This is a genomic window from Undibacterium sp. RuTC16W, from assembly GCF_049339445.1.
GTDB lineage: Bacteria > Pseudomonadota > Gammaproteobacteria > Burkholderiales > Burkholderiaceae_D > Undibacterium.
Genome location: NZ_JBMPPE010000001.1, coordinates 70,448 through 91,461, shown reverse-complemented (window position 1 = coordinate 91,461; position 21,014 = coordinate 70,448). Strand labels below are relative to the sequence as shown.

General features: G+C 50.5%; 21 protein-coding genes. 5 read left to right on the top strand and 16 right to left on the bottom strand.

Annotation, left to right across the window (positions count from 1 at the left end):
• Both ACO0K4_RS00425 and ACO0K4_RS00420 read right to left on the bottom strand, forming a co-directional pair.
• Positions 1-903: a polyprenyl synthetase family protein gene (locus ACO0K4_RS00425; protein ID WP_422954646.1), complete on the bottom strand. Its 903-nt coding sequence runs from the start codon at positions 901-903 to the stop codon at positions 1-3.
• Entirely contained in the window at positions 900-1,154 is a 255-nt protein-coding gene (locus tag ACO0K4_RS00420) for an exodeoxyribonuclease VII small subunit (protein ID WP_422954645.1), read from the bottom strand. The genes ACO0K4_RS00425 and ACO0K4_RS00420 overlap by 4 nt, the downstream gene beginning before the upstream one ends.
• A gap of 536 nt (positions 1,155-1,690) precedes the next feature.
• Here ACO0K4_RS00420 and ACO0K4_RS00415 point away from each other — a divergent pair.
• On the top strand, positions 1,691-3,961 hold the full coding sequence (locus tag ACO0K4_RS00415; RefSeq protein ID WP_422954644.1) for a DUF1631 family protein: 2,271 nt from the start codon (positions 1,691-1,693) through the stop codon (positions 3,959-3,961).
• 146 nt (positions 3,962-4,107) lie between these two features.
• Here ACO0K4_RS00415 and ACO0K4_RS00410 read toward each other — a convergent pair whose 3' ends face one another.
• Both ACO0K4_RS00410 and ACO0K4_RS00405 read right to left on the bottom strand, forming a co-directional pair.
• A complete protein-coding gene (locus ACO0K4_RS00410) occupies positions 4,108-5,085 on the bottom strand; it encodes a lipase secretion chaperone (protein WP_422954643.1) in 978 nt (325 codons plus the stop codon).
• Positions 5,086-5,161: 76 nt separating this feature from the next.
• Positions 5,162-6,094 carry a lipase family alpha/beta hydrolase gene (locus ACO0K4_RS00405; RefSeq protein WP_422954642.1) on the bottom strand — a complete coding sequence of 311 codons (933 nt, stop codon included), beginning with the start codon at positions 6,092-6,094 and terminating at the stop codon, positions 5,162-5,164.
• A gap of 750 nt (positions 6,095-6,844) precedes the next feature.
• Between ACO0K4_RS00405 and ACO0K4_RS00400 the strand changes: the two genes are divergently transcribed.
• The 3 genes from ACO0K4_RS00400 to ACO0K4_RS00390 all read left to right on the top strand — a co-directional run bounded on the left by ACO0K4_RS00400 (position 6,845) and on the right by ACO0K4_RS00390 (position 10,010).
• On the top strand, positions 6,845-7,954 hold the full coding sequence (locus ACO0K4_RS00400; protein ID WP_422954641.1) for an aromatic ring-hydroxylating oxygenase subunit alpha: 1,110 nt from the start codon (positions 6,845-6,847) through the stop codon (positions 7,952-7,954).
• 139 nt (positions 7,955-8,093) lie between these two features.
• Positions 8,094-9,047, top strand: a complete 954-nt coding sequence (locus ACO0K4_RS00395; protein WP_422954640.1) for a DMT family transporter — start codon at positions 8,094-8,096, stop codon at positions 9,045-9,047.
• Between the two features lie 105 nt (positions 9,048-9,152).
• Positions 9,153-10,010, top strand: a complete 858-nt coding sequence (locus tag ACO0K4_RS00390) for a sulfurtransferase (RefSeq protein WP_422954639.1) — start codon at positions 9,153-9,155, stop codon at positions 10,008-10,010.
• Between the two features lie 184 nt (positions 10,011-10,194).
• Here ACO0K4_RS00390 and ACO0K4_RS00385 read toward each other — a convergent pair whose 3' ends face one another.
• The 4 genes from ACO0K4_RS00385 to ACO0K4_RS00370 all read right to left on the bottom strand — a co-directional run bounded on the left by ACO0K4_RS00385 (position 10,195) and on the right by ACO0K4_RS00370 (position 13,166).
• Positions 10,195-10,965 (bottom strand): C1 family peptidase, encoded by a 771-nt coding sequence (locus tag ACO0K4_RS00385; RefSeq protein WP_422954638.1) that lies wholly within the window; start codon positions 10,963-10,965, stop codon positions 10,195-10,197.
• A gap of 1 nt (position 10,966) precedes the next feature.
• Complete coding sequence (locus ACO0K4_RS00380; RefSeq protein ID WP_422954637.1) at positions 10,967-11,773, bottom strand: ZIP family metal transporter; 807 nt, start codon at positions 11,771-11,773, stop codon at positions 10,967-10,969.
• Positions 11,774-11,909: 136 nt separating this feature from the next.
• The gene (locus ACO0K4_RS00375) at positions 11,910-12,590 is read right to left on the bottom strand and encodes a UPF0489 family protein (RefSeq protein ID WP_422954636.1); all 681 of its coding nucleotides are present in this window, start codon (positions 12,588-12,590) and stop codon (positions 11,910-11,912) included.
• A 114-nt stretch (positions 12,591-12,704) separates the two neighbouring features.
• Positions 12,705-13,166 (bottom strand): methyltransferase family protein, encoded by a 462-nt coding sequence (locus ACO0K4_RS00370; protein ID WP_422954635.1) that lies wholly within the window; start codon positions 13,164-13,166, stop codon positions 12,705-12,707.
• On the opposite strand from ACO0K4_RS00370, the gene ACO0K4_RS00365 reads away from it, so the two are divergent.
• A complete protein-coding gene (locus tag ACO0K4_RS00365) occupies positions 13,165-13,311 on the top strand; it encodes a hypothetical protein (protein WP_422954634.1) in 147 nt (48 codons plus the stop codon). The two genes, ACO0K4_RS00370 and ACO0K4_RS00365, sit on opposite strands and share 2 nt — an antisense overlap.
• A 3-nt stretch (positions 13,312-13,314) precedes the next feature.
• Here ACO0K4_RS00365 and ACO0K4_RS00360 read toward each other — a convergent pair whose 3' ends face one another.
• From ACO0K4_RS00360 to ACO0K4_RS00325, 8 genes are all read right to left on the bottom strand, one after another.
• Positions 13,315-14,196 (bottom strand): dienelactone hydrolase family protein, encoded by an 882-nt coding sequence (locus ACO0K4_RS00360; protein ID WP_422954633.1) that lies wholly within the window; start codon positions 14,194-14,196, stop codon positions 13,315-13,317.
• Positions 14,197-14,345: 149 nt separating this feature from the next.
• A complete protein-coding gene (locus tag ACO0K4_RS00355; protein WP_422954632.1) occupies positions 14,346-14,567 on the bottom strand; it encodes a TIGR02450 family Trp-rich protein in 222 nt (73 codons plus the stop codon).
• Positions 14,564-14,980: a cytidine deaminase gene (locus tag ACO0K4_RS00350; RefSeq protein ID WP_422954631.1), complete on the bottom strand. Its 417-nt coding sequence runs from the start codon at positions 14,978-14,980 to the stop codon at positions 14,564-14,566. Before ACO0K4_RS00350 ends, ACO0K4_RS00355 begins: the two co-directional genes overlap by 4 nt.
• A 166-nt stretch (positions 14,981-15,146) precedes the next feature.
• Positions 15,147-15,989, bottom strand: coding sequence for an isopenicillin N synthase family dioxygenase (locus ACO0K4_RS00345; RefSeq protein ID WP_422954630.1), 843 nt, complete (start codon positions 15,987-15,989; stop codon positions 15,147-15,149).
• A gap of 12 nt (positions 15,990-16,001) precedes the next feature.
• A complete protein-coding gene (locus ACO0K4_RS00340) occupies positions 16,002-16,994 on the bottom strand; it encodes a nucleoside hydrolase (protein ID WP_422954629.1) in 993 nt (330 codons plus the stop codon).
• Positions 16,995-17,196: 202 nt separating this feature from the next.
• Positions 17,197-18,168 carry an ABC transporter permease gene (locus ACO0K4_RS00335; protein ID WP_422955404.1) on the bottom strand — a complete coding sequence of 324 codons (972 nt, stop codon included), beginning with the start codon at positions 18,166-18,168 and terminating at the stop codon, positions 17,197-17,199.
• A gap of 10 nt (positions 18,169-18,178) precedes the next feature.
• Entirely contained in the window at positions 18,179-19,255 is a 1,077-nt protein-coding gene (locus tag ACO0K4_RS00330; protein WP_422954628.1) for an ABC transporter permease, read from the bottom strand.
• Positions 19,256-19,257: 2 nt separating this feature from the next.
• A complete protein-coding gene (locus ACO0K4_RS00325; RefSeq protein WP_422954627.1) occupies positions 19,258-20,835 on the bottom strand; it encodes an ABC transporter ATP-binding protein in 1,578 nt (525 codons plus the stop codon).
• Between the last annotated feature and the right edge of the window lie 179 nt (positions 20,836-21,014).

Below are 21,014 nucleotides of genomic sequence, written 5' to 3'. Positions count from 1 at the left end.
TTACGCTTTCCGCTGCACAATCAGATCTGCGAGGCTGCGCAGCATGTGAGCTTTTTCTCCAAAGGGCAATAACGCTGCGTGGGCGTCTTTGCATAGTTTTTGTGCGAGTTCCTGTGAGGCGCTTAAGCCTAGCAGTGACACATACGTCGGTTTGTTGTCAGCCGCATCTTTGCCTGCGGTTTTGCCGAGCGTTGCCGAGTCTGCGGTGGCATCGAGCACGTCATCCACAACCTGAAACGCCAGGCCGATGGCGCTTGCATACGCATCCAGTGACTTGACTTCATCGTCAGACAAGGTTTTGCCACTCATCGCGCCGAGCAAGACCGAGGCACGCAATAAGGCACCGGTTTTTAAACGATGCATCTGCTCTAATTGCTCTATCGTCAGCGCTAAGCCCACGCTGGCCAGATCAATTGCCTGACCACCGCACATGCCAGTTGATCCTGCGGCCTGTGCCAGCAAACGCAGCATCGCTAAACGTGTTGCCGGATCGCCTTCACCTGCCGAGAGTACCAGAAATGCCTGGGCTTGCAATGCATCACCCACCAGTAGGGCGGTCGCTTCGTCGTATTTAACATGGACTGTAGGCTTGCCGCGACGCAGTGCGTCGTCATCCATGCACGGCATGTCGTCATGTACCAGCGAGTAAGCGTGAATCATCTCTAAGGCGCATGCCGCTCTTGCCAATAACTCAGCAGGGGCATCAAACAAGCGGCCTGCGGCGAATACCAGCAGTGGCCGCACACGTTTGCCGCCGTCCAGCGCCGCATACCGCATGGCCTCATGCAGTCTGCCCGGAATGACATCGCTGGCTGGCAGGAAGAATGCTAATGCCTCTTCACACTGCTGCTGGGTAGATGTCATCCACTGGCGAAAATCCTGATTCAGATCCGCGTGACTCATGAGTTGGCCTCGTCGCTGTTGTCAGCGGAAAAAGGCTTCAGCATACCGGCTTCCAGGACTTTGACTTGTTGCTCGACTTTATCCAGCTGGCTGGCGCAGTATTTAATTAGCTCCGAACCACGTTGGTAAGCACTTACAGAAGCTTCTAGCGGCAATTCGCCAGCTTCCATTTGTGCGACCAGTTCAGAGAGCTCTGACATGGCGGCTTCAAATGATTCTGGCTGACCGGTGCCCGACGATTTTTTTGGCATATAAATAGCAGATGCAAATTAAGATTAACCCTGCATTTTAGTGCAAAGCTTGCCGATAAATGGGGATTAGTATTGTTTGTCAGGGATTTTGGCAAAATTTTTGTTGCTAAGCTCCCGTTGCTAACTCTTGTTGCCAAGAAACGGAAGTGCCTGGCGATGCTGTTATGAACTTCATGTTGTACTCAGTCTTGAACTTACTCGCTTGCTTAATCTCGTCTCTACTATTGAGCTGATTTGAAATGAGAGTTGACGAGAACTGACTTTTTTGTCGCATCTGGTAACAAAATTTGTGAAAAAAAGTGACGTAAATTGCGTTTCAAACATTTCCACGTGGAAATTAATCGCCTATAGTGCAACCAAGTTGATTTCTTTTGCGCATTTTTGTTGGTTACATTTTAATAAAGCATTAAACTCGGTAAACTTTATTTTAAGCACTATTCGTTTCTTATTGTGTCGTCGCCAGCATCGTAAAAAAGCACCAGCAATAAGCCTTACCTTAAGTTAAGCAAAGCAAAGCCAATTGACCTAAAGCCATCATGTCTGCCCAGTCGCCCGATCACCGCCCAGCTCAGAAAGCGCCCCTAGCGCGTGCGGAGATGTTGCGTGCGCTGATTCCGCAGGCGACTCATCTGGTGGTAGCGCAGCTAGATGCATTTTCTGCGCGTTTGTCGAATGCATTTTTTGCGGCGTCCGAGCAGGTCAGTGACGCGCGTGAAGCCAATTTGAGTTTTAACTCAGCTCAATTACTGAAGAATAATGGTTATGCCTTCTATTACCTGAGTTCCGCCGGTATCGAAGCGGCGTTTCGTAAAGAATTACAAGCACTTCAGTTATCCAGCAAGCCAAAGACGCCGAATGTCCAGGCCGCAGACGTTGCCCTGACCTTGGTGTCATATGAGGAAATGGACAATAAACTGGCTATGGGTCGCGCTAGCCGCAGCCTGGAACTGGCGAGCGCTGAGCAGCTGGCAGCGCTGAATATGCGTCTTGCCAGTGTGCTGGAAGTCGATAGCCTGAGCACCGCACAGAATCCTTTCCGGCCCGAGATTTTTTTACGTTCCTTGCATGCTGCCTGGTGTGAATTCAACCCCGATGCTGAGGCTCACCCGCTGATTTTGCCGTTGTTGCGCGCAGAAATTTTATTTGATCTGTCGCCGATCCTGCAATCGCTGAATGAGTTTCTGGTGCGTCAGGGCGTACTGCCGGATCTGCATGAATCGTATCGCATTAAAAAGACACAAAATAACGAGAGTAATCCCGTCGAGAAAACCGATGTCAAACAAAAGCTGAAAGACATTTTTTCCCGGAAGAATCCCACTGGATCACCATCTGGACGCGCTGCCAATGACGCATCTGATCGACAAAATAATAACGAGCAAGATGGTCGCTTTAGCCATTCTCAATTCCATCAGCCAGAGTATGCCGACGCCTCTTCCCAGGTAACCGATACACGCCTCTTTCATTACCTGGCGGATCTGCAAAAAGGTATGGCGTTGCGCCAGTTCGTTGCAGGCGCTCAGGATGTAATGCGCTTATCGCAAATGCGCGAACAGATGCCGGAATTGGCGAATAGCAGTGTAGAGAAAACCACACTCGATTTGCTGTCAAAAATATTTGATACCGTTTTTCATAATCAGACCATTCCGACGCAGATCAAGGAACTGATCGGTGTATTGCAAATTCCAGTGTTAAAAGCCGCCTTGATGGACAAGGAGTTCTTTTTTCAGGAAGCGCATCCGGCGCGTCGCCTGATTGACTTGCTGACGCAATACAGTGTCGCGGTAGATCAGAGCAAAGGTCAGGAAGATCCTTTGTTCCAGACGATGCAGCGTAATGTCAGTCGTGTGCAAAACGAATTTGATCAGCAGATGACGCTGTTTGACGAGGTTGTGTCAGATCTCGAAAGTTTTGTCGCAAAAGAAGAAGAGGCCAGTGCCACGGCCTTGCAAGAACCGATTAAGCGTGCGCTCCAAAAAGAACGGATCAAGCAAGCGAATATCGCTGCGACCAACGAGGTTGCCATGCGTGTTGGTACGGGCGAAGTGGTCGCCTTTGTCGAAACCTTCCTTGAGAATCGCTGGACCAAAGTATTGACGCTTGCCTATAGCGTCCAAGAGCAAAAACCGCATGCAGTCGCTGATGCGATCAAAACGATGGATGATCTGATCTGGAGTTGCAAGCCCAAAATCACCTTGCCGCAACGTCAGGAACTGTTGAACCGGTTACCGGCAATTTTGGCACGATTGAATAAATGGTTGAGCCTGATCAAATGGGACGATGCAGACCGGGCACAATTTTTTGCCGAGTTAGCCGAGTGTCATGCCTCGATTGTCAGGGCGCCTCTGGAATTGTCACCGGAACGTCAGATTGAAATTGCGGTAGAAGCAGCCCAATTGGCCGCTGAACGCCGGCTCGAAAAACGTGCCCAGGCTGAGGCTCAAGCTCAAGCTCAAGCAGAGGCGAATGCTGCCGAGACAGCAGAGATCGATGGCATTCCTAATACAGAGCCAGGCGAAGACGATTATGCTGAGGTGGTCGCCAATCTCGAAAGAGGAGTCTGGTTACAGCTGACCAAAAAAGATGGCAACACCAACAGGGTAAGACTCGCATGGGTTAGTCCTATGCGCAGTTTGTTCATCTTTACGACAAACCAAAAAGAAAAGTCATTCTCAGTGTCTGCTCAGGAGCTGGAACAAACCTTCCGTGAGCAGCGCGCTCAAATTCTGATGCTGGACAAAGTCGTTGACCGTGCCCTGATGGAAGCACTCGAGCAGACGCCTGAGCCAGAGACAGCGTTAAGCGAATAAAGCAGTCGTCCAGGTCTGCCGCGGTCTATTTTCCGTCCTTATAAACCACTAATTTCCATGAACAGCCAGTTGTTCTGATTATTCGGTTGAATCTGTTCTTCTATGTTTTTATGGCGCGTATTTTTTGCTCACGGTGATGCCGATATTCACTCGTAAGCCGCCAGGCGCTTTTGTTCATTGCTATCAAACATCTGGTTTCTGATTTGCTGAAGCGCTGCGATTTGTTCTGCTGCGGGTTTATTCGCAGCGTCGCTTAAGATCCTGCTGCGTTCGGTCAGATAGTTGGCAATGCGGGTTTTCCATTGTGCATCTTCTCTGTCCAGTTCTGCCAGCCGGGCGGCCGCTTCCGGTGTCGTGGCAGCGGCGCGCATGCGGTAAATCTCATCGTCGCTGGCACCTTGTGCGCGCATTTTTGCGACATTTTCCTCTAAGCGGATTACCTGATATGGCGCTTCTTTTTCGGCACGTAAACTGGCTGGCATGGCCGCATCAAGGGCCTGCAATTGGTTCTTTTTTTGCACATCACTCAAACTCTGATCGTCGCTGATGTCCATGCGTGCAATCGCATCTGTATCGTAGGCGTCGTCGAATGCAAAAAATGCCTGATTTTCTTTTTCGCTAAAATAGCGCTGACGGGTTTGCTGCATGATCGCGAGCCGCGCTTTGATGGCGCTAGTTGCAGAATTCATTCCTGGAGTAGGGCGGATTGACGGTGGGTTTTTTTCTATATCGGCTAATTCCCGTTTGTAATCGAGATAGCGGCCCAATAAATTTTTTGCCTGAGTCGCGGCATGTTGACTCAGTTTCGCATCCAGTTCTTTTTCTATCTCCGTGCGAATCGCATCGAGAGATTTTTCACCTACAGCTGCCAGGTAGTAGTCAAATAAGCGACGCAAGGCATTATCTACAATCAATGTATCGCCATCGGATTGTCTGATCTGTCCGTCTGGTACTGTGCCCTCCATTGATCGTACGAAAGCAAAAGGATCTTTGCCGGATAGTGCATCGCCGGCGTTCTCATTGTGTTGAGAGGCTGATGAGGCAAAAAAAGCAGCGGTAACCAGTACCGCTGCGCCTAACACGATGATTCCTGCAAATAGGGCAGAATTTTTTTTGATAGTCATGACATTCTTAAAAAAATCGTGATGATTTGTTTCTGCTCTATTGGAGTTGATCCGGTTTGATTTTGCCCGGATCTAATTACAGTCCTTGATTCTTCAGGCGATTTGCATGCTGACGGTAAATCGTTACTGGATTAGTTTCAAAGATATTGACCAGTCCTACTGTCTGATTGACTTCATCCAGATGGTTCATTGCGTAATCATCGCGGATGACTTTGCCCAGATGCGCCGAGCAACTCGCGACGAGGCCGTCATTTTTGGCGCCGCTAAATGCCAGTGATGTTAACGCGAGAGCAGGATCGATGATGTCCAGTACGTTGGTATAAGCTTGTGCGCCACTCCATGAGAAATACGACACGCCGTTGACCTGATATGCGCCCTCGCCACAACTGCTGGTCGGAATGCCTTCCGGGTGTGCTGTGTTGAATTTCAGTGAGCCTGCGGTGCTCAGTGATTTTGCTGCTGCCAGCGAATCCTGAGTCAAGCCTTTGCCGCCGGAGAGGAAGTTAATCACGGTTGCCAGACCATTCGTGATCGATACGATGACTGCGTTCGACAACGAACCATCCGGTGCAATACCCAGCAACAGGTCGGCAACTTTAGAGCCGCGATTAACGCCACCTACGGATGTCACGGATGCGATCAGATCGGGGCGTACCGAGGCGACGTAGCGAGCCGTTGGACCGCCATGACTGTGTCCGATCAGATTGACTTTTGCTTTGCCGGTGACCGCGATGATTTGCTTCACTTGCGTCAGCAATTGTTCTCCGCGAACTTCCGTGCTGTTCGCTGCGGATACTTGTGTTGCATAGACTTTGGCGCCATCGGAGCGCAGGGCTGCCGGAATGCCGTACCAATATTCAACCGGACCGATATTGTCGAATCCAAACAGACCATGTGCCAGCACGATAGGATATTTTGTTTCCGTATAGCCGGTGGCCCATGAAGGTGCGGGTAGCACCGTCAACGTAATCAGTAAAGCGCAGATTTTTTTTACGAAGGATTTGTTCATTTTTTTGTCTCTTAAATTATTTTTTTCACATAACCAAAATGAAGCAGGACTGCGTCGTGTCCTTTGCTGTGCCTCCTTTCTTCGTTGATCGTGATACGAATTTTTTTGCCGTATGTGTCGACCAGGTCGCGCCAATGTGCCGTGCTCTCCACACTGTTTTTATTGGTTATTCTGGTCGTTACAAAACTGCAAAAACGCACTATGAGATAGATAGCTATTCCAAAGAAATGGAACTACCCGTAACTGCCTGTCTATGTATCCGCAGACTTTGAAGTAACTCAGGCTAGGTTTTGCCTATTTCATAAGCAAGCTGCGACGCAGCAAAAATAGTGACCGCTGTGCACTGCAGCATCTGTGGTGCGGAGCGGGAAATTCTCTTGAGGTAAATTTGTCTCATGGGGAGAATTGAGAAAATGTCACTGCACAGGACAAACAAGTTGATACGATCTAAAAAATTAGACGAAAATTACTAAAAATGCATTTGCGTTCATTCTGAGGCAAATATGTAGGTTGCCGACAACAGTCTGAAAGCAAAAATTTGAGCCAGCGCAGCGGCAATCGCCGCGCGGTAGCTACCCAGTGCAGCCGATTCAGGTATAATCCGCGGTCTTGTCCAAAATTTCCTCTTCATTCTTTTTGTGTGAGCTTTTGCCTGAATATTGTCGCAACTGACCGCGATATGCAGTTAAAAGCAGGTTTTTGTGGATTCTTTCTCCTTTAGGTTGGTGCAAATTAATTTGGGGGGTAGGGATGTCCGATCTGGCTTCTTTTTCCAAACTCGCGCGCTCTGACGCGCAACTTCCTGTTCACGTGTATTTTGATCAATCCTTATTGCAACGGGAGATCAAACAACTTTTCCAGTCTGGCCCGCGTTATGTCGGTCATGAACTGATGGTGCCCAATGTCGGCGACTTTGCCACGCTCGCTGCCGAGAACGAGGGCCGCATGCTTGTTCGCAATGCCGAGGGTGCTGCCGGTATTGAGCTCATGTCCAACGTCTGCCGCCATCGCCAGGCGCTGATGTTCAATGGTCGCGGCAACACCAATCATATTGTCTGCCCGCTGCATCGCTGGACTTATGACCTCAAAGGGGAGTTGATCGGCGCACCGCATTTCGATGACACGCCTTGCCTGAATCTGTCGCGCACACCTTTGCAAAACTGGAACGGTTTACTGTTCGAGCAAAACGGTTATAACGTGATGGAAAAAATGGGGCAGCTCAGTATCACCAAAGACCTCGATTTCACCGGTTATATGCTGGATCATGTCGAAGTCCATGAGTGTGACTACAACTGGAAGACCTTTATCGAAGTGTATCTTGAGGATTACCACGTAGAGCCGTTTCACCCTGGCTTAGGTAGTTTTGTGACTTGCGATGATTTGCGTTGGGAATTTGGCGAAGACTACAGCGTGCAGACGGTTGGTGTGAACAATGGTCTCTTAAAGTCCGGTTCTGCTACGTATCAGGCCTGGCAAGAACAAGTGCTGAAATTCCGTAACGGCGAGACACCCAAATACGGTGCCATCTGGCTGACCTTGTATCCGAATATCATGGTCGAGTGGTATCCCCATGTGCTGGTGGTATCAACCTTATGGCCGACTGCAACGGGCAAGACGCGTAATGTGGTTGAGTTCTATTACCCTGAAGAGATCGTACTGTTTGAGCGCGAATTTATCGAAGCCGAGCGTGCTGCCTATATGGAAACCTGCATTGAAGATGATGAGATCGCTTTGCGTATGGATGCTGGTCGTAAGATTCTGATGGATCGCGGTGTCAATGAAGTCGGCCCGTATCAATCACCGATGGAAGATGGCATGCAGCATTTTCATGAGTGGTATCGACGCAGAATGCATTTTTAGTCGCAGGATTAAATTACCTCGGTTGCGTCCATCGTTTAGGTAACTTAGTTACTTAACTTCGTTACCTAAACGAAGACGTCAATCGATTACCTGCATAATAGGGGAGCGGAACAGCTCCCCTTATTTTTTGAGAAAAACGATGCAGTCACTTTGGATGCTGGTTGCCAGCTTCTTGTTTTCTATCATGGGCGTTTGCGTGAAGCTCGCCTCGGATACCTACTCAACCTCAGAGATCGTTGCTTATCGCGGTGCGATTGGCATGCTGATGATTTTTATCCTGATCCGTGTGCAGGGCGGTAGCTTGCGCACGTCGATGCCAGGACATCATCTATGGCGCGGGGCGATTGGCGTGCTGGCATTGTGGCTATGGTTTTATTCAATCAGTCGTTTGTCGCTGGCGATGGCGGTTACCCTGAATTACATGTCGCCGGTCTGGATTGCCGTTTTTCTATTCACAACGGCCTGGTTTAAAGCCGGACGCGATGGCAATGATAATCGACGTATCGAATGGGGTTTGGTCGGTGCCGTGACACTGGGATTCGCCGGCGTGATCCTGTTATTGCGACCGAGTATGCATGCCGATCAGATGCTGGGTGGTGTGGTTGCACTGGTCTCTGGCATGCTTGCTGCACTCGCGTATATGCAGGTGCGCCAGATGGGTTTGATGGGCGAGCCGGAGTACCGTGTCGTGTTTTATTTTTCTGCAACCTGTGCGGTAGCCGGTGTACTCGGTGCCTTGCTTACGGGCGGCTTATCCGATCATTCGCTGGCATCTGGCTGGCATCCCCACAAGCTCAAAGGTTTGCTGTTATTGTTGGTCATTGGTGTCACTGCGGCATCGGCGCAAATGGCGATGACGCGGGCCTATCGCCTTGGAAATACACTGGTAGTCGCGAACCTGCAATATGTCGGCATTGTGTTTTCCAGTATCTGGGATGTGATGCTGTGGCATGATCAGCTAGCTTGGTTAAGCTGGTGTGGTATCGCCATCATATTGAGTAGCGGCCTGATCGCGACGTTTTATAATAGTCGTAACAAAACGGCTCTTCCTAACGATCCGATTGCGTCGGAATATCAAGCTTTCGCTCGGTGATACAGGCATCGCACTGCAGGCAAGAGTATTCTGTCATCAGTGTTTTCTACAGAAAACATTTTGTGTTGTAAGCATTTTTCGTCAGTTATTCAGATAAAGGAAACTATGTACACGACTCTGATCTCTGCAAGTGATTTGGCAGCCCGGATCGATGACCAGCGCTGGGTCATTCTCGATTGCCGCCATGATCTGATGGACACGCATGCCGGTAAAAAAGCGTATGACACAGGTCATTTACCGCGCGCCCAGTTCGCTCATCTCGACAGTCAGTTGTCCGGTGCTAAAACCTCGTCAAACGGTGCTTTTCACGGACGCCATCCTTTGCCTGCCAAGGAGGATTTCATCCGCGCTTTACGTTCATGGGGAATCGATCATTCGACTCAGGTCATTGTGTACGATGCGCACGGCGGTATGTTCGCAGCACGTCTTTGGTGGATGTTGCGCTGGGTTGGTCACCGGTCCGTTGCCGTGCTGGATGGCGGTGTTCCGGCCTGGCAGGCAGCGGGTTTGCCATTGACGGATAAAGTTGCTGAGAGCGGCCGTGGCAATATCAGCGCGTCTGCCAGCCTGGTCAATCAGGTGAGCGTCGGCGACGTACTGGCCAATCTCGCTACCTCGGCACGCACGCTGGTGGATGCTCGCGCTGCGGACCGGTTTCGCGGTGAGAATGAGACGATCGATCCGGTTGGTGGTCATATTCCCGGCGCTAAAAATCGCTTCTTTAAAGATAATCTTCAGCCAGATGGCCGCTTTAAATCAGCCGAGGAATTGCGGGCAGAATGGGCTGCGATTGTGCCGGATGCGGCTAAATCGATTATGCAATGCGGCTCAGGGGTAACCGCTTGCCATAACTTGCTGGCGCTTGAGGTCGCCGGTTTAAGCGGTGCGGCGTTATATCCTGGATCATGGAGTGAATGGTGCTCGGAGCCAGCACGTCCCTATGTCACCGGTGCTGAGGGATAATCTGCATAAAGCGGCTGAAGTGAACAAGTGAATAACTAGCTAAGTACAGATACTCCCCTATTTTTTAGATAAAACATGCCCAATCCCGCATGTTTTTTCTAGGATATGAAAATATACAGGACGGGAGTATGTTGTTTTTGAGAGGTATATGCCAGATGTATCGCTTGATTTTGATCAAGTCACATCAGCCTTCGACTGCGCGTATGGTCCAGAAATCTGCCGCCAGATTTGACTCCAGCAAGTAAGCATAAGGCACGGTGAAAAAACCGTGTTTTCCCCATTGCGGCCCCCAGGAATTCATCACGATAAAACGTTCGCTCTTATCGTCATAACCGACCGCTAATACCGAATGACCACCGACCAGTCCCTCATCTTTTTTCGGCATGTTCAGTACACCGGATGCTGCCATCTTGTCGGATTCAAAACCCTCGTACAAGGTCAGTCCGAACACAAACGGATGACCCGTCGCCAGGCAAACTTTGAAGTGATCGAGTTTTTGGTGTAAGCGCTGGTAGCAGATTGCCTGATGATCCAGTGCTTCGTCATAGGCGGTGCGCGGCGGTTTGGTCGCATACTTCTTCGCGACGTACGGCCAACTAGTTTCACGACAGACCCCCTGCTTGGCGATACTCTTGATCGCATCACGAATCTGCGCGCCGTGATTTTGGCGTTCTGTTCCTATCATGACCCGGGCGTTGTAATGCAAGAACAGGCGTGACGGCATGAAGGGGCGTTGCATCCCTTGCTTCATCAGATTAAAGCGAAACGCATTACACACCGCGTTTGCCGTACAACTACCGATGCGCTCGCCTTGATCAAACACGCTGGGGCAGTGAGGACGCAGGTCAATCTTAGCCGGCAGATGAGGCAGATAATCCGGTGGCAGATCGAAGCGATGATCGCGATGATCCGGCAAGTCTGGCAACCATCCATATCCCGCGATCTTTCTACTCATATCAGCCTCGTTGACTCGTAACGAATAACACCAGAGCGACGCCCAGTGCGATTAATAGTATTTGTGGAATCGTCTCACGCAAGGTCGCACGACGCTGCATTTGCGGCATCAGGTCGCTTACCGCAATATAGATAAAGCCGGATGAAGCAAACACCAGCACGTACGGCAGCAGATTGCTCGCGCCCTCCAGCATATAAAAGCCCAGCACGCCGCCAACGACCGCCATCAGACTACAAATCAGGTTGTACATATAGGCACGGGTGCGTGAAAAACCCGCATTCAGCAACACGATAAAATCACCGATCTCTTGCGGAATCTCATGCGCGATAATCGCCAGACCAGTCACCAGACCCAGCTTAGGATCCGCCAAAAATGCAGCAGCAATCAAAATTCCATCGGTAAAATTATGCAAGCCGTCACCGACCAGTATCATCCAGCCTGCTTTGCCCGCCTCATGTGCATCATGTCCGTGCTCGTGATGGTGTCCATCGCCTTCGTGATGATGCGAATGCCGCAGGATCGCAAATTTTTCGAGTAAAAAAAACGCCAGCAAACCACCCAGCAAACACGCAAACAAAGTACGTGGATCTGCACCCGATTCAAATGCTTCTGGTAGTGCATGCAGCAGTGAGGTCGACAGCATAATGCCGACCGACAGGCTGACCATGCGCTCCACCATTTTGGATAACAGCGAAAACGAAAAAATAGCCGCAGCACTAATGCTCAGCACGCCAGCAATCGTCGTGGCGAATAAAATAGATAACAACGTGGAGTGAATTTTGAACCTCGAATCGTCAATGCAAGCCATGCGCTTGCAACTGGGTTGCAAATTAAAACACAGAGTGAGGTTTTCTGCAAATTAGCAACGATATCGTGCGAATAAATTTCCCTAACTAAATAGGAATTAGTTTGATGCGACTTTCTTGGTTATGGTATCCATGAGCTTAATTGTTAGTTCTGTACTGCAATAAAATAGGTAATATTAATTTTGCTAATTGTCGAGTATCGTCTTCATTTCCTGAATAGTTAAATGATAGTGAAACGGTCACAATTTCAGCGGCAGTAATGATGTGTTTAGTTTGTAAGAGAAATTCTCTTATTTCACTTTCTGTCCAGAGCTCTCCTGTTTGCCATTGATCAGAATGATTAAAAAGATCTAGGCATAAATCAAAAATGATCGGTCTTGTAAAAGTCGCAGTTGATAGGGAATTAATAGATTCGTGAATAGTCTGTGTAGTATTCGTTCTTCTTAGAAGATCATAATCAATGGCAATATCGTTGAATTCAGTCTCTTTGCAAAAGAAGTGAATTACCTCAAAAAGGCCACGTCTGACTGCTGGTGCTATAAAAGAGTCAAATCTGATCCATTGATTTTCGACTAAATATTCATGTATTCGAGCACTGTCCGCATTGAGCAAAGTTTGTTCTTCTATTGGGTCGTCGTGGAAGTCATAAACAGCATCCCAGTGAAAATCAGCATGAACTAAATCATATTTATTAGTCTTTCTTTGCGATTCCCATGCATAGATCGCCCACCGATGATCATCCATTAGCCATATATTTTTTCCGATATGTGTTAAGAGGTTGTCGTTCGGTCTGAGTGTTGAAATGTCTAGGTTATCCATGTTTAATACTTAATATCTGATTCTATGTAACAGGTAGTATTCGACCTAATACAAATAGATGTTTTTAATTAAAATAAGTTTGCTTAGGGATACTAGAAATTTTTTTAAAAAAAATTAAAACCAAGCCCTAACCCGCAACTTATATTTCAGGTACTCATCACCAAACAATTCCGTCAGCGCCCGCTCTTCCGGCGCGATCTGGAAGTGCTTGATCCAGAGCATAAATCCAGCCGGACCAATTGCCGCCAGCGGTGACATCAGAAATACAGTCCAGCCACACAGCACGAGAAATAATCCGACATACATGGGGTTGCGGGTCAGCTGGTAGACACCGCTTTGTACCAGTGATGAAGTCTTTTCGGGCGTCATCGGATTGACGGTGGTTTTCGCTGAGCGGAAAGCGATGGCGCCAGCGATGCTGTAGGCGCCGCCAATGCTGGCGATGGCGAGACAGAGTGTCAATCTGAGGGCATTCGGTAAATCGATTGCCGGTAGCACGCGCGCTAGCAAGCTCATGCCAAAACCTATTGCCAATGCGAGTAAGGGAGGTGGAATTTTGAGTTCTAGAGATGACATGCTGAGTCCTCTTGGTGACCAGGCTGATGTGGATATTCGCTTGATTGCAGCTTGTGCGGGAGGAGAAAATCTATCCGGTCTGAGCCTGTTTGGACCGGATAGGGCGCTGACCGGGGGCTTGGTCAGCGGTCAGTATGTTCCGTGAGACTTACACGACGCCGTTTTCTTTAAACCAGGCGACGCAGCGAGTCCAACCGTCTTTGGCATCTGCTTCCACATAACTAGGGCGATAGTCGGCGTGGAACGCATGGCCTGAGTTTTCATAGACTTTGAATGTGGATTTGCTGTTGCCTTTTTTGAGTTCCACTTCCATCTTGAAAATCGACTCGGCGTTGATGCCGGTATCTTTCGCGCCGTACAGGCCAAGGACTGGCACTTTCAAGCCTGCTGCGATGTCAACAGGGTTGCTTGGGGCAAGCGGCGTAGGCTCACCGACCAGGCGGCCATACCAGGCGACACCGGCTTTGACGCCGGGGTTATGAGCGGCATACATCCAGGTAATACGACCACCCCAGCAGAAGCCGGTGATTGCCAGTTTGCTGGTATTACCGCCGTTGGTCTTGGCCCAGGCAACTACGGCATCGAGGTCAGACATGACCTGCGCATCGGGCACCTTGGAGACAACTTCTTTAATCAGTTCACCGATGTTCGGGTACTTGCTGGCATCGCCCTGACGGACGAATAATTCGGGTGCCAGAGCGAGGTAGCCGAGCTTGGCGAAGCGGCGCGCGACATCGGCGATATGTTCGTGGACACCGAAAATTTCAGAGATCACGAGAACCACAGGCAGGTTGGTTTTGCCTTCAGGTTGTGCGCGATAGACGGGCACTTTTTGCCCATTGATTTCTAGTACAACGACACCGGCGGTCAGTCCGTTGGTGTCGGTTTTGATCATGGTTTGCGCCATGACGGGTAATGCGGCGGCGGCAAAGCCGACACCGACGGCGGTTTGAATGAAGCTGCGGCGATCAACGCCCTCAGCCAATTTTGACTTGCCGACCAGACTATCGAAATCCTGTTGATTCTGCATAACAATCTCCTGAAGGAATTATTGTGGCATGGGGAAAACAGCGCATAGCATACCGGAAAACCTAAAACCCTTGCGCTGGTGATTTGTATCGCCGCCGTGCCAGCTTGTCACACAATAGCAGTAACGATCCGATCATTTTTTAAATGGTGTTATTTCCAGCCTTGCAGCCATTTGGTGGTGTCTGTCAATTCCTTCCAGGGAATGGTGCGGCTGTTCCCGGAGTGAACTGCTTCTATGATGATCAGCTCACAGGGTGCACCTGGCGTCTCGGGCTCAATGAGCTGAGTCACAATAAAATGTTTTTCTTTATTCTCAGGCTTGGCCGCAGTCCATTTGCTGAGCAAGAGTTTTTTGGGATTGAGGTGGCTCAATTGGCGTCCGGTTCCAGATAAAACGCATCCGGTAATTGTGCACCGGCGGTCGTGTGTTTGATGTCGCCTTTGATATTGGTCAGTACGACAGCTAATGCCGGTCCGCCGAGTTCGATGATGACCTGGCGGCAGGCACCGCAAGGAGCGATCGGGCCATCGGTATCGCCCGTGACAGCAATCGCTGCGAAATCACCTGGGCGATAGCCGGCTGCGATGGCGCTGAACAGCGCAGTGCGCTCGGCGCAATTACACAGGCCGTAGGATGCGTTCTCGACATTGCAGCCGCGAAAAATTTTGCCGTCCTTGGTCTGTACCGCGGCACCGACTTTAAACTTGGAGTAGGGTGCGTAGGCACGTTCGCGGGCTTGATTGGCTTCGGCGATCAGGTGTTGCGTGAGGTCTTGGGTTGTCATGCGGATTCTCTTTGGAGGTAAAGTGTCTGAACAGAATAGTCAGACCAGGCAGATTGATTCATCATCATTTTAAAATCAATCCCGCTTATCCGGTGCGGCTTCCAGGCCGAAAAAGGCTGGAAAGGCGCATGAATAAAGCGGGATCGTTTTGAAAATCTCTAAAACTTTATTTCTTAACGCCGAGTTCTTTCAGGCGTTCTTGCAAATAGCTACCAGAGGTGTGGCGTTCCGACAGCACCACATCGGGACGGGGATGCAGGAACAGCGGTAAAGAAATACGCGATTTTTTCGCCTCTTCGCCAGTCGGGTTCAGGACGCGATGAATGGTCGACGGGTAATAACCCTGCGACGCTTCATCGAGCATGTCGCCGATGTTCACGATCAGCATACCGAAGTCGCAAGGCACATCATGCCATGTGTCGTCTTTGCCCAATACCTGCAAGCCTGCTTGCGTTGCTGCTGGCAATACGGTCAGCAGATTGATGTCGCCATGTGCCGCAGCGCGCACGGCATCCGGTTCTTCATCGCCGCGCAAAGGCGGATAATGCAAGACGCGCAGCAAAGTCAGGTCACTGTCGGTAATCATATCGGACAGCGGCATTGAATATTTGGCTTTGATATCGGCGGGCGTGTGATCTTCTACCCATTGCAGCAGCTCGGTCGCAAGCAGGTTGCCTTGATCATAGTACTGGCGTGCTGCGTCGGATACTTCGGCGGGATAACGACCTTCCGGATAGATATGATAAAACTCTTTCAGATCGCGCTTGGTATTGCCCTTGGCCGTTTCAGAAATTTTTGGTGAAAAATAGCCATCCATTTTCTCGGTATCGAAGTCGTATTTATTCTTCGCATCCGTCTGGAAGAAGTCATACCATTCTTTGTAAATGGTATTGAGCAGATCTTGCGACAAAGGATGATTGGTCAAGACGCCAAAGCCGGTATTGTGCAGGCTTTCGGTGAATTTTTTTGCGGCGTCCGGATCGCGATAATCAACTGGTTGAATATGCATGACGGCTTCTCCTTAGTTGCTCAGCGCTGGTTGTAGCCAGTTGCCGGACAAGGTTGCATCGATCAATGTAGCGCAGGCATCGGCATCGACTTTCATGCAGACGCGGGTCTCTGGCTTGCTGATTTCCCAGCCCGGTTGCGGGTAAGGAATTGCGAGTTTTGCCATCATGGTTTGGCCATTGCCGATACCTTCTTTGGCGACACGGACACGACCGGATTGCGTTTCGAACATCTCTGGCGCAACCAGCCACACAAACGCCAGTACGTCATGACCATAGCAGGCATGACCGAGGTCAGGGCGAATGCTTTGGTAGAAGTTCGCATAGAAATTCACCGCATGTGACAGCGTATCCATCGCGACGTGCTGATGCTGTGCTGCCAGGCGAGCAAAGAAGCTTGATGGCAATACTACACGGTGCGTGACGTCCAGACCGACCATGGTCAGATCCCAGCCTGCGGTAAAGACCAGATCGGCGGCATCAGGATCATTCCATACATTGGCTTCGGCGACCGGCGATACATTGCCTGGTTCGTCAACGGCACCGGCCATCAGTACGACTTTTTTCAGCAGCTTGGGTAATTGCGGCTCCATCTTCAGTGCCAGACCCAGATTGCCGAGCGGACCGACCGCGACCAGAGTGATTTCACCCGGATGCTGACGTGCCATTTTGACGATGAATTCTGCGGCGCTTTCGACTTCGGCTTTGCCACCAACGTCTATACGGCTTGGCAGATTTCCCAAACCATCGGCACCATGGATAAAGTCGGGCGGTGTGCCGGCGGCTTTTGCGAATGGCACGTCCACACCTTGCGCTACCGGAATGCTGCGGCCCGCGATACGGGTCAGATATAAGGCATTGATCGTTGCCTGCTCTACATACACATTACCGAAAGTGGTGGTAATACCGATGACGTCGATGTCTTGATGGGCGAGTGCAAAGTACAGCGCCATTGCATCGTCCACACCTGGGTCTGTATCAAAAATGACTTTGTGTTTTGCTTGCATGGATGTTCTCCAAAATTACTCCGGCTGGCCATTAACAGAACCCAGACGCGAAGTGACTTGTTGCGGTTGACCCGGTTCAAGGAGGTCGAAAACATGATCGAACATGGCTGTTCGCTATATGGCCAAATAGCCGTCTAGCGATATGGCTGCTGCGATCTCAGCGATGGTTCTCTCCCTCAGACGGGAGAGCGCATTTAATTTTTTAACGCGACTTCACAAACGGTACACCAATTGCTTTTGGGGCGACCGATTTCGCCATCAGACCCGCGAGTACGACGACGGTGACGACATACGGAATCATCTGTATCAGGGAGCCAGGGATTTTACCGATACCTGGAAATTCGATACCTTCGATCTGTACTTGCAATGCGGTAAAAAAGCCGAACATCAGGCAGCCCAATGCGGTTTGTAAAGGACGCCAGTTGCCGAACACCAGTGCAGTCAGTGCCAGATAGCCGTTACCGGCAGACATATCGCGCAGGAAGAATCCGCTTTGTATGATAGACAGATAAGCCCCCGAAAACGAGCATAAGACACCCGCACATAACATTGCCATGAAGCGGGTACGCTCAACATTGATACCTGCGGCATCGGCTGCGTGCGGGTTCTCGCCAACAGCGCGCAGGCGCAAGCCAAAACGGCTGTGATAAACGACCCAGTGCACGACAGGGATTAATGCAAAAGCCAGATAGACCAGCGCGCTGTGACCACCGATTAACTTGCTGTAGAGCCAGCCGATCAGCGGGATGTTTTCTAATGCCGCGCTACCCGGTAAGACGATATCAAACAAGCGCGCCTGACCCAGATCTGGCGTACGTCCACCTTGCGAGAAAAAGAATTGGGCAAGGACAAACGTCAGGCCACTCATGGCAATATTAATCGCGATACCGGCGACCAGCTGGTTACCTTTTTGTGTGATGCTGACAAAGCCTTGCAGCAAAGCGATTGCGACAGAGATACCGACTCCCGCCAGTATGCCCAGCCAGGGATTTTGTGTTGTGTAGGCAACCGCAGCAGAGACAAAGGCTGAGGCCAGCATTTTGCCTTCCAGTGCCAGATCGACGACGCCGCTGCGCTCGGCAAACAGACCCGCCATCGCGGCGAAAATCAGAACCGGCGCATTGCGGATGGTAGAGACCAGTATGCTGGCGAAATGAAAATCATCAAACATTATTAACTCCGCTTCAGTTCCGCTTAAGTAGGCGCGCTAACACCGGTGCATACAGGTTTTCCATAGCGCCACAAAACAAGATGATCAGGCCCTGGATAAAGATGAAGGTTTCGGTGGGGATGTTCGGTTTTTCCAGCGACAGATCAAAGCCGCCCTGAATCAGCGCGCCGAACAGGATTGATGACAGCAAAATACCGAGCGGATGCTGACGACCCATCAGGGCAATCGCAATGCCGATGAAACCAGCGCCTGCCGGAAAATTCAGGTTCAGATAATGCGTTGAGCCCATTAGGGAATTCACGGATGCCAGACCAGCGAGACCACCGGAAATCAACATCGCGATGACGATGGTTTTTGTGATTGAGATACCCGCATAGTGTGCCGCATGCTGGTTCAGACCTGTGGCGCGCAACTGATAGCCCCAGGCAGAGCGCCACACTGCGATGCTATAGATGGCCAGCGCGACCAGCGCCAGGATGAAGCTGATGTTCAGCGGTGTTTCACCAAGTACGGGCAAGATTGCATTTAATTTCGGCAACCAGGCAGCTTCTGCAAACACACGGCTGGCGGGGTTTTGCTGACCGGTTGGAATCAGATAAGTCACGATCACAAAATTCATCAGGCTGGCCGCGATGAAATTAAACATGATGGTCGTCACCACGATATGACTGCCGCGTCTGGCTTGCAGATAGCCGGGCAGATAGGCCCAGGCTGCACCAAACACAGCGCTGCCGATAATTGCCAGAGGAATCAGCAACCATCCCGGCAGACTCGCATCGAGCGCCAGCAACACCAGCGTTAAACCCAGGCCACCGACATACATCTGGCCTTCACTACCGATATTGAACAAGCCCGCTTGCATTGCGATGGAGACGGACAAGCCGGTAAAAATAAATGTCGATGCATAAAACAAGGTGTAGCCCAGGCCCTCAGGATTGAGTACCGCTGCGTTAAGCAGAATGCCCAGCGATTCAACCGGACTTTCACCCAGCAGATAAATAACCAGTGCAGCCACCAGCAATGCGGAGAGCAAGTTCAGAAGCGGTAGGGCGATCGCTGTAGCCCAGCGTGGCAATTCATTATTATTCATGGCTATGCATTGCTCTGTGATGTCGGACGCGCCGTATCGCTTGGGTGCGCTGGCTGGGCAGCGGAGCCGCCCATCAGCAGGCCAATACGGGTTGCGTCGAATTCTTCTGCCATCAGTTCACCCGTGATGCAGCCGTCGGACATGACCAGAATCCGGTCAGCCAGTGCGCGGACTTCTTCGAGTTCGACCGAGACCAGCAAAATCGCGACGCCTGCATCGCGCATTGCCAGGATTTGTGCATGGATATTTTCAATGGTACCGATATCAACACCACGGGTCGGTTGTCCGATCAGCATTAATGTCGGTGCCGCAGCGATTTCGCGGGCAATCACGACTTTTTGCTGGTTACCGCCTGAAAGCAAAGCAATACGCAGGGCAGGATCGGCCGGGCGTACGTCAAATTTTTTCAAGAGATCCGTACAGCGCGCCAGCGTCCCTTGAAGATCCAGCAAGCCGAACCGTTTTTTGACCTGTGTCTGATAGCCGAGAAAGCTATTCATCATCACCGAAAAATTCTTCACAACCGCATCACGCAAGCGGTCTTCCGGCACATGCGCAATCCCTAGCTGGCGGAAGGTTGCTGGCAGGCCGTCGGCGTCTTTGCGTCTGGCGATTGGTAATGCCTTGCCTTGCATGAGCATTTCACCGCTGCTTGGCAAGCGCATGCCGGACAGGATCTCCAGCAATTCGCTTTGACCGTTACCCGACACACCGGCAATGGCGACAATTTCACCTGCACGTATGGTGAGATTAATATTTTTCAGTAGTTCGACAGATTGTTTGCTACGCAAATTCAGATGCTTCACTTCCAGCACGGGCTGACCCGGTGCATAAGGTGCACGCGGCAATTGTGTCTGGATGGGGCGGCCTACCATCAGGTTGGCGAGCTCTTCTTTGTTCGTCGTTGCGGTGGCAACGGAGCCGACAACTGTACCGGCGCGCATCACGGTGACCTGATCGGTGATGTCGAGAATTTCTTGCAGCTTGTGCGTGATCAGGATGATGGTTTTGCCCTGCTCTTTAAACAGGCGCAATACGGCAAACAAAGATGCAGTTTCTTGTACGGTCAGAACCGCAGTCGGTTCATCGAGGATCAGGATATTCGCACTGCGATAGATCTGTTTGAGAATTTCAACCCGTTGCTGCAAGCCGACCGAAAGGTCTTGAATTTTGCTGAGAGGATCAACATCCAGTGCATACCGCTGGCAAATTTCACGTAGCTTTTTCTCTACCTCAGTGCGATGGGCGGCGAGGCGGAAGCCACCTTCGGAGCCGAGCATCACGTTATCGAGTACCGTCATGTTTTCTACCAGCATAAAGTGCTGATGCACCATGCCGATACCGAGCTTGATGGCTTCCTGGCTGTTGCGGATGTGTTGTGCCTGACCGTTGATCAGCAGCTTGCCACTGTCGGCGCGATAGTAGCCGTACAGGATACTCATCAGTGTCGATTTGCCTGCGCCGTTTTCACCAATGACGCCATGAATACTGCCTGGCGCAATAGAAAAACTCACATCACGATTGGCATGCACTGCGCCAAAGCGTTTCGATATTTGTTGGAATTCTACGGCTGCTTGCATACAGGGATGGTAAAAAATAAGCTGAGTGAGGGTGGCTATGTTTATGGGAACAGAGGACTGACGCTTACCGGCAATTTATTCTGCCCATCATCTTTGCAAATGTGGGCAGCGGTCTTATATCAATCTCTCTTTGTCTATCCGGTGATTCGCTGGACAATTAATCTGACATGAATTCAGCA